This is a genomic window from Myroides sp. LJL119, from assembly GCF_054871605.1.
This window is the reverse complement of record NZ_JBTXLO010000001.1, coordinates 339,136-355,510: the sequence shown is the minus strand read 5'-3', so window position 1 is coordinate 355,510 and position 16,375 is coordinate 339,136. Positions and strand designations below refer to the sequence as shown.

At 32.8% G+C, this 16,375-nt stretch carries 17 protein-coding genes and 1 tRNA gene; 11 read left to right on the top strand and 7 right to left on the bottom strand.

The genetic code is table 11. The features are described from left to right. Window positions 1–121 precede the first annotated feature (121 nt). Both ACYSNV_RS01610 and ACYSNV_RS01605 read left to right on the top strand, forming a co-directional pair. Window positions 122–1,534, top strand: coding sequence for an MBL fold metallo-hydrolase (locus tag ACYSNV_RS01610; protein ID WP_461760810.1), 1,413 nt, complete (start codon window positions 122–124; stop codon window positions 1,532–1,534). A 56-nt stretch (window positions 1,535–1,590) separates the two neighbouring features. Next, on the top strand, window positions 1,591–1,878 hold the full coding sequence (locus tag ACYSNV_RS01605) for a Dabb family protein (protein WP_461760809.1): 288 nt from the start codon (window positions 1,591–1,593) through the stop codon (window positions 1,876–1,878). 151 nt (window positions 1,879–2,029) lie between these two features. On the opposite strand, the gene ACYSNV_RS01600 is transcribed toward ACYSNV_RS01605, so the two are convergent. The 5 genes from ACYSNV_RS01600 to ACYSNV_RS01580 all read right to left on the bottom strand — a co-directional run bounded on the left by ACYSNV_RS01600 (window position 2,030) and on the right by ACYSNV_RS01580 (window position 5,967). Beyond that, window positions 2,030–2,461, bottom strand: a complete 432-nt coding sequence (locus tag ACYSNV_RS01600; RefSeq protein WP_461760808.1) for a hypothetical protein — start codon at window positions 2,459–2,461, stop codon at window positions 2,030–2,032. A gap of 427 nt (window positions 2,462–2,888) precedes the next feature. After that, window positions 2,889–2,973 (bottom strand) — tRNA-Ser (locus tag ACYSNV_RS01595). 23 nt (window positions 2,974–2,996) lie between these two features. Further along, window positions 2,997–4,025, bottom strand: a complete 1,029-nt coding sequence (locus tag ACYSNV_RS01590; RefSeq protein WP_461760807.1) for an asparaginase — start codon at window positions 4,023–4,025, stop codon at window positions 2,997–2,999. After that, window positions 4,018–5,154: a 1-acyl-sn-glycerol-3-phosphate acyltransferase gene (locus tag ACYSNV_RS01585; protein WP_461760806.1), complete on the bottom strand. Its 1,137-nt coding sequence runs from the start codon at window positions 5,152–5,154 to the stop codon at window positions 4,018–4,020. Before ACYSNV_RS01585 ends, ACYSNV_RS01590 begins: the two co-directional genes overlap by 8 nt. A gap of 42 nt (window positions 5,155–5,196) precedes the next feature. Next, window positions 5,197–5,967: a TatD family hydrolase gene (locus tag ACYSNV_RS01580; protein WP_461760805.1), complete on the bottom strand. Its 771-nt coding sequence runs from the start codon at window positions 5,965–5,967 to the stop codon at window positions 5,197–5,199. 73 nt (window positions 5,968–6,040) lie between these two features. Between ACYSNV_RS01580 and ACYSNV_RS01575 the strand changes: the two genes are divergently transcribed. Beyond that, the gene (locus ACYSNV_RS01575; protein ID WP_461760804.1) at window positions 6,041–6,478 is read left to right on the top strand and encodes a retropepsin-like aspartic protease; all 438 of its coding nucleotides are present in this window, start codon (window positions 6,041–6,043) and stop codon (window positions 6,476–6,478) included. Here the strand turns inward: ACYSNV_RS01575 and ACYSNV_RS01570 are convergent, their stop codons facing one another. Continuing rightward, window positions 6,479–7,063 (bottom strand): DUF3109 family protein, encoded by a 585-nt coding sequence (locus ACYSNV_RS01570; RefSeq protein WP_461760803.1) that lies wholly within the window; start codon window positions 7,061–7,063, stop codon window positions 6,479–6,481. 262 nt (window positions 7,064–7,325) lie between these two features. Here ACYSNV_RS01570 and ACYSNV_RS01565 point away from each other — a divergent pair, with 262 nt between their 5' ends. The 4 genes from ACYSNV_RS01565 (at window position 7,326) to ACYSNV_RS01550 (ending at window position 9,245) form a co-directional block, all read left to right on the top strand. Then, complete coding sequence (locus tag ACYSNV_RS01565; protein ID WP_461760802.1) at window positions 7,326–7,901, top strand: MarC family protein; 576 nt, start codon at window positions 7,326–7,328, stop codon at window positions 7,899–7,901. A gap of 50 nt (window positions 7,902–7,951) precedes the next feature. Next, window positions 7,952–8,146 carry a hypothetical protein gene (locus tag ACYSNV_RS01560; protein ID WP_461760801.1) on the top strand — a complete coding sequence of 65 codons (195 nt, stop codon included), beginning with the start codon at window positions 7,952–7,954 and terminating at the stop codon, window positions 8,144–8,146. 9 nt (window positions 8,147–8,155) lie between these two features. Then, window positions 8,156–8,770 (top strand): FAD-dependent oxidoreductase, encoded by a 615-nt coding sequence (locus tag ACYSNV_RS01555; protein WP_461760800.1) that lies wholly within the window; start codon window positions 8,156–8,158, stop codon window positions 8,768–8,770. A gap of 106 nt (window positions 8,771–8,876) precedes the next feature. Continuing rightward, the gene (locus tag ACYSNV_RS01550; RefSeq protein ID WP_461760799.1) at window positions 8,877–9,245 is read left to right on the top strand and encodes a DUF805 domain-containing protein; all 369 of its coding nucleotides are present in this window, start codon (window positions 8,877–8,879) and stop codon (window positions 9,243–9,245) included. A 41-nt stretch (window positions 9,246–9,286) separates the two neighbouring features. Here ACYSNV_RS01550 and ACYSNV_RS01545 read toward each other — a convergent pair whose 3' ends face one another. Beyond that, window positions 9,287–10,477, bottom strand: coding sequence for an aromatic amino acid transporter (locus tag ACYSNV_RS01545; RefSeq protein WP_461760798.1), 1,191 nt, complete (start codon window positions 10,475–10,477; stop codon window positions 9,287–9,289). Window positions 10,478–10,640: 163 nt separating this feature from the next. Here ACYSNV_RS01545 and ACYSNV_RS01540 point away from each other — a divergent pair, with 163 nt between their 5' ends. The 4 genes from ACYSNV_RS01540 (at window position 10,641) to ACYSNV_RS01525 (ending at window position 16,202) form a co-directional block, all read left to right on the top strand. Beyond that, window positions 10,641–10,964, top strand: coding sequence for a hypothetical protein (locus tag ACYSNV_RS01540; RefSeq protein ID WP_461760797.1), 324 nt, complete (start codon window positions 10,641–10,643; stop codon window positions 10,962–10,964). 70 nt (window positions 10,965–11,034) lie between these two features. Then, entirely contained in the window at window positions 11,035–13,392 is a 2,358-nt protein-coding gene (locus tag ACYSNV_RS01535) for a TonB-dependent receptor (protein ID WP_461760796.1), read from the top strand. 13 nt (window positions 13,393–13,405) lie between these two features. Beyond that, window positions 13,406–13,942, top strand: coding sequence for a DUF4625 domain-containing protein (locus tag ACYSNV_RS01530; RefSeq protein WP_461760795.1), 537 nt, complete (start codon window positions 13,406–13,408; stop codon window positions 13,940–13,942). Window positions 13,943–14,078: 136 nt separating this feature from the next. Continuing rightward, window positions 14,079–16,202, top strand: coding sequence for a prolyl oligopeptidase family serine peptidase (locus tag ACYSNV_RS01525; protein WP_461760794.1), 2,124 nt, complete (start codon window positions 14,079–14,081; stop codon window positions 16,200–16,202). Window positions 16,203–16,375: the final 173 nt, after the last annotated feature.

The following is a 16,375-nucleotide window of genomic DNA, read 5'->3' as shown; positions in this document are numbered from 1 at the left end:
GATGTTAATTTTCAATATATTGTTTTCAATTAAAATTTATTAATCTTTTAGCTCAACTGATAATTGTCATTAATATCTTTTTTTTTTACGCTTATTTTTGGATTTTTAAATCGCTTAAAATATGAAAATCCAACAAATTTATACCAACTGTATGTCTCATGCAGCTTATTATTTAAGTAGTGAGAATCAATGCGCAGTTTTCGATCCCTTACGAGATATAGATGATTATTTACTGTTAGCCAAACAAGATAATGCCGATCTTAAATATATCTTTGAGACTCATTTTCATGCTGATTTTGTGGGAGGCCATGTAGATTTAATGCAAAAAACAGGAGCTCAAATTGTTTTTGGACCTACTGCAAAACCTGCTTATAAGGCTATTGTTGCACAAGACGGTCAAGAGTTTATGGTAGGGAAGGTAAAAGTAAAGATTTTGCATACCCCGGGACATACTATGGAGAGTGCTGTTTACTTAATACATGATTTGCAAGCAAAGCCTTATTGTATTATCACTGGTGATACCCTTTTTATTGGTGATGTAGGTAGGCCGGATTTAGTCCAATTAGTGAATTCTCAAATTACTCCTGAAATATTAGCTGGACATATGTATGATTCACTTCGAAATAAAATTCTGCCTTTGCCCGATGAATTAATTGTATATCCTAATCATGGAGCGGGAAGTGCTTGTGGTAAAAATATTAGTAAAGAAACAAGCGATACTCTTGGGAATCAGAAAAAAAATAATTACGCGTTGGATTCTAAATTAACCAAAGAGGAGTTTGTAGAAGTACTATTAACTGGCTTAAAGAAAGCTCCTGGTTATTTTCCAGAAAATGTTATGCTTAATATAAACGGAAGTAAATCTTTAGATGAAGTTCTAAAGCAGGGTGCCAAGGCTTTAAGTCTTACCGAATTCTTGGGACTAAAGAATAATTCGGATACTATTGTATTAGATACCAGAAGTGCCACTGATTTTAGCCAAGGTTTTATACCTGGGAGTATCCAAATTGGACTTGATGGATCTTTTGCTTTGTGGGTAGGGGAATTAATTAAAGGACTTAATACGCCTTTATTATTAATATGTGATAAGGATAAACACACTGAAGTAATTACTCGCCTAGCTCGTGTTGGATATGATAATGTATTGGGATATCTTCAAGCCAATACCATTTTTAATGAGCCTGAGATTCGAGTGCAGCAGATCAAACGTTTATGTCCAGGAGCATTTTTAAGCTCAAAATGGCCACAGGATTTACTTATTTTAGATGTGCGAAAACAAGCAGAAGTGGATAAAGGTTTTTATAAAAACAGCCTACACGTCGAGTTAAGTGAATTAAACGACTATTTACAATTACAACAGATTGATACAAACAGACCAATTGTAGTTTATTGTCAATCGGGTTATCGAAGCATGATTGCTTGCTCGATACTTAAATCAAATGGTTTTGAAAATGTTATGGATGTAAAAGGAGGATATAGTAAATTAAGTCAAAACCCAAGTGGATGCTGTTCAACGGTTGGATGCGGTAAATAAAATTTTTCAGGTCCTTTTTTTGTATTATTTTTAACAAGTACTAAAAATTGACTATTATGATAACCCATGTTGTGATGTGGAAGCTAAAGCAGCTAGATAAACAAGAAAATGCTATTCGTTTGAAAAATGAACTTTTAGCTTTAAAAAAAACCATTGAAGTGATTAAAGCTATTCGTGTGGATTTTAACTTACAACAAGCGCCTGAGGATAATTTTGACGTGGTACTAACCTTAGAGCTTGAAAATTGGGAAGATCTACAAATTTACGCTAATCATCCAGATCATGTAAAAATTATCGATTTTGTAAGATCTATTGTAACGCAACGTGTGGCAATTGATTATTAAAAAAGTAGAAACGATCCTATAAATAGGATCGTTTCATTATTTAAAATAGCAATTTTTAACCAATATAATTGGTCGGTTTCAACCAAAATAACCGTAATTATTTTGGTTTAATTTAATATAAGTAATCATTGAATTATTTTGTATTCTCATCCTAATGATGTCTTTTTCCATAATAATGTTTATGGTGTTTTTTGCCTTTGTACTTTTTATATTTGGGTTTGTAGTAAGGCTTTTTATAATATCCTCTATTATAACTATGGTAATAATTACGCTGTTCTAAAGTCATTAAGTTTTCAATATCTATTCGGATATTTTTAACCATTAAATCTCTTTTATATCTTAGTTCTCGATCACTATAGTGTTTACTTGTATACCAAGAGTCATATTCTTTTTCATATCTTCTTTTATAATTCTGAATTTCCTTGTATTGTTTTTTGGTTAATCCAATGTCGGAATTATCTTCAAAAAACACAGATACCACTCCACCTAGGTTTAGACCTAAACTTGTTGAGCTAGTTTTTACTTGTGCACTTGCAAAGGCAGCTACAAAGAAAAATACAATAGCAAAAAAACTATTTTTCATATTTATTTTTTTAAATGTCTTTAAAACAAAAATAAGCCGAGACTGCTTGTTGTAGTTTTAAAGCCTGTTGTTCTTTGTACATGGCAATAAGAATGCCATGTGTAATTTATAAACTGTTTTTTAGGTAAAGCGTTGGCTATAAGATCTTTTATTTGAAAGTAGTTTAGGGACAATCTGTGGAAATAAGAAAAAAGGACAAAGTGGGTAATTAACTGATATGTTATAAGTGGGTAATTAACTAATATGTTATAAGTGGGGAAATTAATCATACTTGTTTTTCGTTAGATCTATATTTACTTCTTATAACCACTACAATTTGACCTAAATTTAAAGCCGTAAAGGCAAAAAAAAATCATCTTGATTTCTAGCCTAATAACTAGTAACAAGATGATTAAGTATAAGTCAATACCCAGTAAAGAGTATTTTGCAGAGAGGAAGGGATTCGAACCCTCGATACATTGCTGTATACACACTTTCCAGGCGTGCGCCTTCGACCGCTCGGCCACCTCTCTAATTACGGTGCGAATATAGTAAATTATTTTTCTATTTCACCACAAATTGGTGTTTCAAATGAATTTTTAAAATCTTTTATATTCTCTAAAGCAAGAAGAAACATTAATTTGGTAACTGCAGCCTCTATTGTGATGTCTTTTCCAGAGATTACGCCAATACTTTTTAATTGTGTACTAGTGGCATATTTTCCCATGTCCACGCTCCCACTCAGACATTGTGTAACATTTACTACTTTGATACCTTTTTCTATGGCCTTTTTTAAGGTATTGATAAACCAAGGTTCGCTAGGAGCATTTCCTGCACCATAAGTCTCCAGGACCAAACCCTTTAGACTAGGTAATTCTGTTATGACTTGTAGTACGTTTTGCTGTATACCCGGAAATATTTTTAAAATAACTACATCTGTACACATTTCAGTGAAAACTTTCAAAGGCTCTTGATTTTCTTGGTATAAAAGCAAATCTTTATTAATTTTCAGATGGACACCTGATTCAGCAAGGTGTGGAATGTTTGGAGATGTAAATGCATTAAAAAATTCGGAACTTACCTTTGAGGTCCTGTTTCCTCGATAAAGCTTATATTCAAAATACAGGCATACCTCTTGAATTAAAGGGCCGTTATTTTTTTGTAAAGCTGCTACTTGAATGGCTGTGATTAGATTTTCCTTTGCGTCGGTTCTTAGGTCTCCAATTGGAAGTTGACTTCCAGTTAGAACTACAGGCTTTTTTAAGTTTTGAAGCATAAAACTCAAAGCAGAAGCAGTATAAGACATGGTGTCTGAGCCATGTAAAATAACAAAGCCATCAAATAGATGGTAATGCTCTTGGATAACCTTTGCCATTTTACTCCACATATTGGGATGCATATCCGAGGAATCTATTGGAACTTCAAAGGAGTAAGTTTCAATCGAGCAATCAAGTAGTTGCAGCTCAGGTATTCTTTCTAAGAGTTGATCAAAATTAAATGCTCGTAAAGCCCCAGTTTTAAAGTCTTTGATCATACCTATGGTACCACCTGTATAGATTAATAAAATTGCAGGCTGCTTACTCATTTGGCTTTAATTTTAATTTATTGATAACCGGATTGGCATACATTGTTAGAAATCCATCCACGATAATTTTATTACACTTATCCACTCGTAGTTCAAGTCTTCTTTCAAAAAGAGACTTCTCTTTTTCTGTGTAAAAAGCTTTGAACTTATCGGTATTGTGAAGTATGTCGTATGCAATATAGTTGGTAGGCCATAGCTTGTAATTAGATATAATTTGTTCATCAATTACATTTGCTACTCCTTGAATTTGTTTGTTAGGCTTATCCGTTGTTAACTTTATAGCTTCTAATTCTTGATCTAAAGGTTCTCCAACATGAATGTGAATACCTTTTTTTTGCCCGATTATACCACTATACAAATTAATAAAGTCTTCATTTTTGTTTTTAATATACGGCTCCTCATTTGCAGTGGCTAATAGTTGAGGCATTTTCATGGCATCGGTAGGGTCATATTCATAAGAAATACTAACAGGCACAATACGGATATTTTTGAAATAGTCCATTAGGTTCTGTGTATCACTTGCCATACCAATCATTTTTAAAACACCTTGATGAGTTTGGTCATTTCCGTCCTTTGCTCTACCTTCTCGTTGTGCAATCCAAACCGAACGGTTTTGGTCCACTAAAAGATGATGAATATATTCGGACATAAGTTTAGAACTTTGTAGTAACTCTCTTGGAGGAAGCCCCCTTTTGACTAAAAAGTTACGGTTTACTTTAGCTATGGCTAAAAGGAAAGACTTTTGAACTAAGTTATCACCAATTGCAGAGGCGGTCATAATCATGCCATGTTCTTTTAATGCTACATTAAGTAAAGAGGTATCCATTAAAATATCACGGTGATTAGATATATATAAATAGGAGGTGTTTTTATCTAATTTTTCAAATCCAGAGGTTGTTAAACCGCTAGAAGTTTTTTCTAAAATGCGGCGAATAGAATGATATGCAAAATCATCTTGAAATTGCTGTATAGACTCGATTTGTTTTAAGTCATTCATCCACTGCTCTTTGGTCTTATCAGGGAAAGTAAATCCCATTAAAGCTTTGACCATTGGGTGCTTTGAAATCTTTGCAAGGACTTCGTTTACCTCGTGATCGTGGTAATGGCGTATTGAATCAAACTTAGACATTATTATGCTTTATTATTGTAAAGAATTGTTGTGTTGATAATTTTAAATTCCAAAAACAGCTTTTGAATTTGCTGTTGTTTGGTCTGCTATTTCTTGTAATGATACATTGTAAATATCCGATAATTTTTCTGCAATATTTACAATATATGCACTTTCATTTCTTTTTCCGCGATACGGAACAGGTGCAAGATACGGAGAATCAGTCTCTAATACGATTTGTTCTAAAGGTATTTTGTTTAAAAACTGATCTATTTTACCGTTTTTAAAGGTTGCAACCCCACCAATACCAAGTTTTAAACCATATGACATAGCTTGTTGGGCTTGTTGAAAGTCACCGGTAAAACAATGAAATATTCCCCTTAATTTATCGTCTTTTTCAAAGTCAAGAACCTGAAATACTTCGTTAAAAGCATCTCTGCAATGTATATTAATTGGGAGGTCAAATTTTTTAGCTAATTGAATTTGTTTTTGAAACGCTTGCTTTTGTATATCAACAGTGGTTTTATCCCAATATAAATCTATGCCTATTTCTCCAACACCATAAAACTTTCGTTGTTCTAGTTGTTGTTCAACAAAGGCCAATTCCTGTAAGTAAGTCTGGGGTTTTACATCCGTAGGATGAAGTCCCGTCATTAAAAAAACATACTCAGGAAATTCATTTTCCAAATCATACATTTTCTGGGCATAGGAAGAGTCAATAGCTGGAATAAAAAAACGTGTTACGCCACTTTGTATTGCGCGATTTATTGTTTCTTTGCGATCCTCGTTAAATGCATCGGAATATAAATGTGTATGGGTATCCGTGAATATCATTGTTATGAGTGTTTTTTTTGCTAATTTGGCTACAAAAGTACCTTTATATATTGTATAAAACTAAACTAATGTGATGGAAAAATTACAAGAATTATTAAAATTAGAAGGTTATAAAAAAGTAAAGTTTAAGATATCTAAGACTCAGCATCTCTTTATCCGAGCTAAAATCAATGGGAAATGGGGTGACTTTATTTTGGACAGTGGTGCTTCTAACAGTTGTATTGATTTTGATTATATAAATGAATTTAATGTAATTGCTTCACATTCAAAGACAAGAGCCTCTGGGGCCGGTGCAAATAACATGTTTACTCAAGCTAGTTATAATAATCAGCTTCAATTAGGACGTTGGAAGTTAAATGATTTTCATTTCATTGTAATGGACCTAAGTCATGTAAATACTGCTTTAACTCAATACAAGACAAAAAATGTTCATGGTATAATTGGGGCAGATATTTTAATACAAGCTCAGGCTATAATTGATTACAAAAGTCTTGCAGTTTATCTAAAATAATTACTTTTTGTTTTTTCTTTGGTTAGTGTATTCTTGTGCTACTTGTTGTAATTCTTGATACCATTGTTGTCCATATTTTCGAATAAGAGGATCTTTTAAAAACTTATATACCGGTACTTGTAATTCTTTACCTAAACTACAAGCTTCTGAACATATATCCCATTTGTCGTAATTTACTGCTGAGAATGAAGAAAATTGTTTAATTCTAATTGGATAAAGGTGGCAGGAAATTGGTTTTTTCCAATCAATTAGTCCTTCATTATATGCCTTTTCTATACCACATAAGGCCATTTGGTCTTCCCATATTACGTAAGCACATTCTCCTCCTTCAATAAGTGGGGTTTCTTGTTCACCATCTAAACCTACAATAGAAGTACCCTGCTCTTCAATAGCTTTAATGCCTTGTTTTCTTAGGAAAGGTTTTACTTTATCGTAGATTTGTTCCATTATTTGTATCTCATCTGGTTCAACCGGTGCACCCGCATCTCCATCAATACAACATTGCCCTTTACAAGCTGACAAATTGCAAACGAATTCTTTTTCAAGAACATCTGCAGAAACAATAGTTTTTCCGATTTGAAACATAATTTTGAATATTTAAAAAATGTGTGCAAAAATACGAATCTTTAGACACATAAAAGATTTTGATTGTAAATCTTAACGTATTTTATAATAGAAATAAATAATATCGTGCATTTGTAAGGATTTACGGCTTATTAATAACCTTGTTCTATTAATTTGTAGATTGTTCCTGGGGAGAAATTAAGACTATTTTTAGTTTGGTAGAACTTCAAGTTATTTATAGTACTTTTGCTAAGGTTTTTGTACGATTTTAAACGTTTTAAATATGCAATTTGATTTAAAGGACACCATTACTGTTAGCATGATTTTATTTGCTGTGATAGATATTTTAGGAGTAACTCCAATTGTGGTGGATATTCGTAAACGGGTTGGAGAAATTGAATCTAAGAAGGCAACTCTGGTTTCGGCTGCTATTATGATTTCTTTTTTATTTGTTGGAGAGCAACTCTTACATTTAATAGGAATAGATGTGCATTCGTTCGCGGTTGCTGGTTCGTTTGTGTTATTTTTTTTGGCCTTAGAAATGATTCTAGGAGTAAAATTGTATAAAGATGATACTCCGTCAACGGCTTCTATTATTCCCTTAGCATTTCCGTTAATTGCTGGAACAGGTGTTCTAACCACTATATTGTCATTGAAAGCGGAGTATGCAACTGTTAATATTATTGTAGGAATAATTGTTAATTTAATATTAGTATATATTGTTTTACGTAGCTCGGCGAAAGTGGAAGCTTTTTTAGGACCTGGTGGGTTAGGGATAATCCGTAAAGTTTTTGGAATAATCCTCTTAGCCATTGCTGTTAAATTATTTATGAGTAATGTTAAAGGCTTCTTTGGATAGATAATATTTTGTATTTTCGAGCAATAAATATCTAATAATTTATCAAACAAATGAAAATATTTACTTACATAGCAGTGGTTGTTATTTTAGCTTTAATTGTTTTTAATATAACCATGTTAGATTTCAGTAACTTGTTTCAAGGGGATAGTTTAGTAGCTTTAATCGGGATTGTTGCCCTTTTATGTGGAATCTGTATTCTTCTTATTTTTAGAACGGCTAAGCTAATTGATACAAAAATAAAGTAATTCAATTTTATGTTGACTTTTGATGTGTTAATAATTGGTGGTGGTGTCTCAGGGGTATCTTGTGCCCAGATTTTAGGCAGTGCGCATAAAAAACCTTATGTAGTTGACAAAAGAATAGGAATTATTATGCATCAAAGAGCTTCAATGCTTCAAGATGCAATATTTTATAATGCCTACGGTATTACACAAGGAACTCTTGGAAGGGAGTTATTGGATCAATCTATTAAAGATTTAGAAACATTTACAAACATTGAACAAATTCATTTAGAGAAAGTTTTAAGTGTGCAAAAGAAAGACCAATATTTTTTAGTTCAAACCAATAAGAGCTCCTATTTAGCCAAGAATATTGTAATAGCTGTTAATTCTAGCGGTAGCTTTAATATAGATGGATTAATGCAGTATGTTGAGCCTCATGGTAAATCACTTTCATCCAAGGGAAGGATACAGTTAAAAAACACTGATCATTTGGTGGATTGCGGTATTTATGTTTGTGGCACTTTAGCAGGACACGCAAGTCAGTTAAGTATTGCTGCGGGAAGTGGAGCTATGGTTGCAACTGATATTCTAAGTTTATGGAATGAAGGTATACCAAGTCATAGTCATGATAGTATACGAACAAAATAATTTTTATATTAGAAAATATTTAAAGTGTTTGGAGTTTTTTGCTTCAAACACTTTTTTTGTATATTGTATAGAAAGATTTAGTAAATTTAGACAAAAAATATTAATTATGATTAAGAATTATATTGAAACTGTTAAAGCGCATTACATCGATTTTGAAGGGAGATGTAGCCTTAGAGACTATTGGACATTTACTTTATTTACCCTGGTAATAAATCTTATTTTGGCTGGCTTAGCTTCCTTAGTTAATTCATTGGCTTTTTTATCAGGCGTGTTTGGTCTGGTAGTGTTTTTACCTAGCTTAGGTTTTTTAATTAGAAGATTGCACGATACAAATAAAAGTGCCTGGTGGTTATTGCTGTTTTTAACTGGTATAGGTGGGGTGATTATTTTAATTTTTACTTTACTTAAAGGTGATGAATTTCCCAATGATTATGGTGAACCAGTAGGGGATGTAGATAACATTTTAGGAAAATAATATTTTATGAAAACTGTACCATTAAAACGTACAGTTTTTTTTTATGCCTTTACCATCAGTAATTGGGCATAAACAATAATCACCGAAAGAGCAACTGCTGCGCCAATCATTAAATATTGAAAAGCAGAAATTTTTACTTTGTGATATCGCATGGCTTTTATAAACAAAATACAAGGAATTATTAAAGCTAAAACTACGCCGGCAATAGCTGCGTATCCAAGGGCAATAATAAATCCTTGAGGATAAAATAAGGCAAATATTAATGGAGGTAGAAAAGTTGCAATTCCAGATATTGGATTGCGTATTTTTTTTGAAAGCTTTTTTGAAAAAACATCTTTGTAGTAATCATAGAGTCCTATGCTCACCCCCAAAAAAGAAGTACCTAAAGCAGCGGCAGCAAAAAAACTAAATAAGGTTTCTATTACGTTGGATTGTGACATCTCCCTGATGCTCATAATTAATCCCTGTAGGCCTAAGTCTTTTGTAAGAATTTGCATAAAATTGGTTTGATCCAAGCTACCTAAAACTACAGTCTGCCATATAAGATATACAATAAAGGGAAGTCCACTACCTAGGATAAATGCCTTACGCAACATTCTCTTATCTTTATTTAGGTAATTTACAATACTTGGAATACTTCCATGGAAACCAAATGAGGTAAATATAGCTGGAAGTGCTGTAATTATTAACCCTTTTGATAAAGGCAAGGCAAGTAGGTTTACTCCTTGAATCAAGGGTATCATTAAAAACACTAAAAACAGTAAAAAGATGATTTTAAAAACAAATAACCCTCTTGTTATTAAATCTACACTTCTTGTTCCAAGTATAACAATTATACTAAAGAGGATAGAGAAAATTAAGATAGCTATTCTACTGTCCAAGTTTGTATTTAAAAGTAAATCTATGTTGGCTTTTAAAATACTTCCACCACCGCTCATATAAGCAGCCGTTAAACCATAGATTAAGAACATTAAACTTAATCCGGCTATCCGATTGATAAGAAAGCCTGCATATTTTTTTGTAAGAGTATCAAATCCATCTTTTTGGTCATTATATTGATAAATCTCTACCATTAGCAACGCAGTATAACACATGGTAAACCAAATAAAAAACAATAATATACAAGTTACTAAAAAACCTACTCCAGCAGAGGTTATGGGCATGGCTAGCATCCCGCCACCAATGGAAGATCCCGCAATAATTAAAATACTTCCTAAGAGTCTACTATTCATTTTATTTACTTTTAAGCTTATGCAAAGGTATGAAAGCCTAGTCAATGTGATCCTATAGAATTCATTTTAACGTTTGTTTTGTTAAAGGGTGTGAAATCTTTTTTATATTTGCTGCATGTTGACCAGAGAGCGTATAGCGAAAATATTATTAACCACTGCATTGATGTTTACATTTGTGTTTCAGGGTGTCCATACCTTGGAGCATATGTTTTCTGTGCATGATTTTGAAGATCAGCATAGCTCTCATTACCATTTCACCCAAAGTAGAGAATCTGCCTCTACATTACAATTTATCGAAGACCATGGATCTTTAGAGCATTGTTATGTGTGTGACCATATGATTGCTCCATCTATATTGTGTGATATTACACAAATCGATTCGATAGAGTTTTTCAATGTTTTTAAAAAACAGGCCTATGTGGCTTTGGGTTTTAAAAAGTTTTCCCAAATTTATTTTAGTCTCCGAGCACCTCCTGCAATAGGTTAAAAATTTAAATCTAAGCCCAAATTTTAGTTGGGAAGTTTTTAATCTATTTTATATATTCATGAGAATTACTATGTTAGTAACTTCTCTAATGCTTTTTGGCGTATGTTTTGGTCAGAGCCCATCTATTTCGGGTGTGATTAAAGATTTAAACAACCAAGCATTAGAAGGAGCTACCATTACTATGGGTCACCAAACTACTTGGAGTGATCAAAATGGAAATTATCAATTAAAAAACTTAAATAAGCAAGCCGATTCTTTATATGTAAGTTATTTCGGCTATAAAAACCAGGTTATTTTTACGGATTTAACCAAGAGTTTAGTGTATGATTTTATTCTAGATTTAGAGGATTATGCTTTAGATCAAATCGTAATTTCAAAATCACCGACGGGGCATGGAGTAACTAACTCACAGGTTATTTCTGCAAATAAAATACAGCAAAACTACCAAGGTTCATTAGCCAAGAGTCTGTCTAATCAGGCTGGGGTTAATAGTATGGATATTGGTGCTGGGGGTTCAAAGCCTGTTATTAGAGGTTTAGGATTTAATCGTCTAGTTGTAGCACAAAATGGGACCAAGCAAGAGGGGCAACAATGGGGGGCTGATCATGCCTTAGAAATTGATGCATTTTCTAGTGAGAAGATTACTATTATCAAAGGTGTAGGAACCATCGAGTATGGGAGTGATGCAATCGCTGGGGTAATTAAAGTGGATAATGAGCAAATTCCACAAGAGAATTCGTTCTCTGGTGATTTGCGTGTATTAACACAAAGTGTAAACGATTCTTATGGAGCTGCCTTGGGATTAAAGGCAAGGAAAGATAAATTCTTTTATAAATTCAATAGCTCTTATATAGATTATGCCGATTACCGAGTTCCTACCAATTCAATTAATTACTTAAACACTAAGATTCCTATCTACAATAATAGAATGAAGAATACCGCTGGAAGGAATTGGACAGTTTCTGCACAAGTAGGTTATCTTAGTGATAAATGGACTAATATATTAACGGTTAGTAATTTTTATGATAAAAGTGGTTTTTTCCCTGGATCTCATGGTATGCCTGATATCACCGCGGTTGTTCCGGATAATAGTCCTAGAAACATAGATTTACCAAATCAAAGTGTAAATCACTTCAAAGCTGTAAATAACACTACTTATCAAATTAACAATTACAGTAAGATTAAGTTTTCTAACTCATTTCAAAACAACTTTAGACAAGAAAAAAGTAAATTTCATAGTCACTATCCTACTTCTATTACCCAGCTTAAAGACCCTAATTTAGAGTTAGAATTTAATTTAAGCACCTGGGATAGTTCTTTACTATGGGAGAATCTTTCGAAAGAGAATCATTTAAGTAAAGTTGGAGTGTCTTATAACTACCAAAACAATGCTATTGGAGGTTATGGTTTTTTATTACCAAAATACCATCGAAGTGGCTGGGGAGTTTTTATGAGTCATGAACATCAAGTAAATCAAAATTTTGTTGTAGAGCTTGGACTTCGAGTTGATATGGCTAATTTAGATATGGATGGTTATTTTGACCAAGATTTATATGGTTATTTATTAAAACAAGGGCACTCTGAATCTTTTGCCCTTGAGTATGCTAATAGAGCTAGTTCTTTAAATCGAAATTTTAAAAGTTTTAATTGGCTAGTTGGAGCTAAATATAATCTAAGTCAGACTATTAATTTTGGAGCAACCATTGGTAGTAATTTTCGCTTTCCAACTGCTATAGAATTAGGGTCAAATGGTATTCATCATGGTGCGTTCCGTTTTGAAAGAGGAACCCCGACGCTAGATCCCGAGAAAGGCATCTCCTTTGATTTTAGGGCTGAATTAAACACATCTAAATTTGTAGCTGTTTTTAGCCCTTATTTATATTATTTCTCAAACTATATTTTTTTAAAACCTACAGGTAAGTTCTCTGTTTTACCAGATAGTGGTCAAATTTACCAGTATGACCAAACAAGAGCCATTTTAAATGGTTTTGAACTTAGTTTAGATTGGAATATAATTAAGCAATTATCTTTTATGACTGTTTTAGAATATACCTATACCCAACAAGTTCATAAGGATAAGAGCGCGAATTATCCTCTTCCATTTTCTGCACCTTTGAATTTGTACTTGGAGTTAGAGTATGGTTTGAAAGATACTAAGTATTTTAAGAACTCTGCTATTCAGGTCAATACTAAATGGTTTGCTAAACAAAATAGAATAGCACAAGGCGAAGATGTTACGGCTGCCTCGTTAAGTTTTGGGGCCAGTTTAACTAGTGATATCTTTATCAGTAAGACCTTAGTGAAAGCCACTTTGCAGGCTACTAATATTTTTAATCGTAAAAATCTCAATCACATGAGTTTTTACAGAGCCTTAGAGATACCAGATCCTGGTAGAAATATTCAATTAAATATTCAAATACCTTTTTAAAATTAAAATTATCATGAAAAAATACATATTTATATTATTAGTTAGCATTTTTGGATTTACTTCTTGTTTAGATGCTTCGGACCATATTGATACCCAAATTCCAACTATTGAGATTTATTCGCCAACCGAATCAACCCAAGTAAAGGCAGGTGAACCTATTTTTGTTGAAATGGTATTGGAAGACAATCAAGCGCTTAGTAGTTATAATATTGATATCCATAGTGCTTCAGATGGCCATGATCATAGTGGTTCAGATGACCATAATCACGCATCAGTTAGTAATTCTATTACTAAGATATCTAATAGTTACACCTTAGAAACCCTTAGTGATCACGATCATGACCATGATCACGATCATGAAGATGCTTTTTCATTTAACCGCACATGGGATGATATATTTGGGAAAACTTCAGTACTTGTAAAGCATGCAGAAATAATTACTCCTTTACATTGTGAACCAGGAGAGTATCATTTTGTTGTAAAGGTACTAGATCAAGCAGGTAATCAAGCAATAGGAGTAACTAGTTTTATAATCGTAGAGCATGATTAATATGCTGGATTAGTAGATTTTTTTACTAAAAAAAGCAGTTAAAATAAAATTATGCTCTGTTTATTGCATACAAGTTGGCAATGTGCCTAAATATTTAGTTATATTTGTTTTTAAACTATTAATTACCCTAATACACATGAAAAAAACATTAATGTCACTTTTGGTAGCAACAATTGTAATGTCGTGTAATCAAAAAAGTGAAGATCAGCAAGGAGTTAAGTTGACTTACCCTGATACAAAAAAAGTAGATGTGGCTGATAATTATTTCGGAACAGAAATAAAAGATCCATATCGTTGGCTAGAGGACGATCGTTCTACGGAAACCGAAGCATGGGTTAAGGCTGAGAATGAAGTTACTTTTGATTATTTATCGCAAATTCCATTCCGCGATCAACTTAAACAGCAAATGGAAGAAGCGTGGAATTATGAGAAAATAGGTGCGCCTTTTAAAGAAGGAGACTATACTTATTTCTTTAAAAATGATGGACTTCAAAATCAATCTATTTTATATAGAAAGGATGGAGATGGTAAAGAGGAGGTTTTCTTAGATCCTAATAAGTTTTCAAAAGACGGTACTACTTCATTGGGAGGTTTAGATTTTTCAGAAGATGGAAGTAAATTGGCCTATGCTATTTCAGAGGGAGGAAGTGACTGGAGAAAAGTTATTGTGATTGATACCAATACAAAGCAAAGAATAGGGGATACTCTTGTTGATATTAAATTCAGTGGTGTTTCTTGGTTAAAAAATGATGGTTTTTACTATTCTAGTTATGACAAACCAGAAGGAAGTGAGTTATCTGCTAAAACAGATCAACATAAGCTTTATTACCACAAATTAGATACTGCTCAAAATCAAGATCAATTAATTTTTGGTAATGATAAAAAAAGACGTTATGTGGGTGGATCAGTAACTGGTGATAACAAGTACCTTGTTATTACTGCTGCTAATTCTACTTACGGAAATGAATTGTATATTAAAGATTTACAAAAAGCAAATAGTCCTATTGTTACTTTAGTGGATAACTTCGATAGTCAAAATGGTGTTTTAGACAGTAAAGATGGTAAACTATTTATTGTAACAGATTATAAAGCACCTAACTCAAGAGTAGTTACTGTAGATGCAAATAATCCAGCACAGGCTAACTGGAAGGATTTAATCGCACAAACAAATAACGTACTTAATGTATCAAAAGGAGGGGGTAGTATTTTTGCTTCGTATTTAGTAGATGCAGTTTCTTTGGTTAAGCAGTATGATTATAATGGAAAATTAGTTAGAGAAATTAAATTACCAGGATTAGGTACCGCAGGTGGCTTTTCAGGTAAAAAAGATCAAGAAACTCTTTACTACTCATTTACAAATTATATTACGCCTGGGACAATTTATGAATTTGATGTAAAGACAGGGGATTCTAATATTTATGAACAACCTAAAGTGAAGTTTGATCCTTCTTTATACGAATCGAAACAAGTATTCTATACCTCGAAGGATGGTACAAAGGTTCCAATGATTATCACCCATAAAAAAGGTATTGAATTAAATGGAAGTAATCCTACTTTATTATATGCTTATGGAGGTTTTAATATTAGTTTAACTCCATCATTTAATATTGCAAATGCAATTTGGTTAGAGAACGGTGGAGTATATGCTGTTCCTAATTTACGTGGAGGAGGAGAATATGGTAAAGAATGGCATATTGCAGGAACGCAATTACAGAAACAAAATGTTTTCGACGACTTTATAGCAGCTGCTGAGTATTTAATTAAAGAGAATTATACCTCATCTAAATATTTAGCAATTAAAGGTGGCTCAAACGGAGGATTATTAGTTGGGGCAACCATGACACAAAGACCAGATTTAATGCAAGTAGCATTACCTGCGGTAGGTGTTTTAGACATGCTTAGATATCATACTTTTACTGCTGGAGCTGGTTGGGCATATGACTATGGAACCGCAGAAGATAGCAAAGAGATGTTTGAATATTTATTGGGTTATTCACCATTACATAATGTAAAACAAGAAGCATATCCAGCAACTTTAGTTACCACTGGAGATCATGATGATCGTGTTGTGCCAGCTCATAGTTTTAAATTTGCTGCTGCACTTCAGGCTCATAATACAGGGAAAAACCCAGTATTAATTCGAATCGAGACAAATGCAGGGCATGGAGCTGGGAAGTCTGTTGCGCAAACAATTCAAGAAAATGTTGACCTACAAGCCTTTACATTGTATAATATGGGTATTACTGAATTAAAAAAGTAATTTAAGGCTGTAATCTCAAAACAATAGGTATCTATCTATTAAAAATATTTAATTACCTAATGTTATTAATAGCAATGAGCTCGGATTTCTCCGAGCTCATTTTTTTTGACTGTTATTTTTTTGATAATCATGCTATTTAATAAGTAGAGGAATTGTTGTTGTATTTAGAATAT

Excerpts from the sequence above, each read along its gene's own strand:
- ACYSNV_RS01530 (WP_461760795.1), top strand. The coding sequence starts at position 13,406 with ATGAAAAAATACATATTTATATTATTAGTTAGCATTTTTGGATTTACT.
- ACYSNV_RS01575 (WP_461760804.1), top strand. The coding sequence starts at position 6,041 with ATGGAAAAATTACAAGAATTATTAAAATTAGAAGGTTATAAAAAAGTA.
- ACYSNV_RS01580 (WP_461760805.1), bottom strand. The coding sequence starts at position 5,967 with ATGATATTCACGGATACCCATACACATTTATATTCCGATGCATTTAAC.
- ACYSNV_RS01535 (WP_461760796.1), top strand. The coding sequence starts at position 11,035 with ATGTTAGTAACTTCTCTAATGCTTTTTGGCGTATGTTTTGGTCAGAGC.
- ACYSNV_RS01590 (WP_461760807.1), bottom strand. The coding sequence starts at position 4,025 with ATGAGTAAGCAGCCTGCAATTTTATTAATCTATACAGGTGGTACCATA.
- ACYSNV_RS01560 (WP_461760801.1), top strand. The coding sequence starts at position 7,952 with ATGAAAATATTTACTTACATAGCAGTGGTTGTTATTTTAGCTTTAATT.
- ACYSNV_RS01525 (WP_461760794.1), top strand. The coding sequence starts at position 14,079 with ATGAAAAAAACATTAATGTCACTTTTGGTAGCAACAATTGTAATGTCG.
- ACYSNV_RS01610 (WP_461760810.1), top strand. The coding sequence starts at position 122 with ATGAAAATCCAACAAATTTATACCAACTGTATGTCTCATGCAGCTTAT.
- ACYSNV_RS01570 (WP_461760803.1), bottom strand. The coding sequence starts at position 7,063 with ATGTTTCAAATCGGAAAAACTATTGTTTCTGCAGATGTTCTTGAAAAA.
- ACYSNV_RS01545 (WP_461760798.1), bottom strand. The coding sequence starts at position 10,477 with ATGAATAGTAGACTCTTAGGAAGTATTTTAATTATTGCGGGATCTTCC.
- ACYSNV_RS01600 (WP_461760808.1), bottom strand. The coding sequence starts at position 2,461 with ATGAAAAATAGTTTTTTTGCTATTGTATTTTTCTTTGTAGCTGCCTTT.
- ACYSNV_RS01555 (WP_461760800.1), top strand. The coding sequence starts at position 8,156 with ATGTTGACTTTTGATGTGTTAATAATTGGTGGTGGTGTCTCAGGGGTA.
- ACYSNV_RS01540 (WP_461760797.1), top strand. The coding sequence starts at position 10,641 with ATGTTTACATTTGTGTTTCAGGGTGTCCATACCTTGGAGCATATGTTT.
- ACYSNV_RS01605 (WP_461760809.1), top strand. The coding sequence starts at position 1,591 with ATGATAACCCATGTTGTGATGTGGAAGCTAAAGCAGCTAGATAAACAA.
- ACYSNV_RS01565 (WP_461760802.1), top strand. The coding sequence starts at position 7,326 with ATGCAATTTGATTTAAAGGACACCATTACTGTTAGCATGATTTTATTT.
- ACYSNV_RS01550 (WP_461760799.1), top strand. The coding sequence starts at position 8,877 with ATGATTAAGAATTATATTGAAACTGTTAAAGCGCATTACATCGATTTT.
- ACYSNV_RS01585 (WP_461760806.1), bottom strand. The coding sequence starts at position 5,154 with ATGTCTAAGTTTGATTCAATACGCCATTACCACGATCACGAGGTAAAC.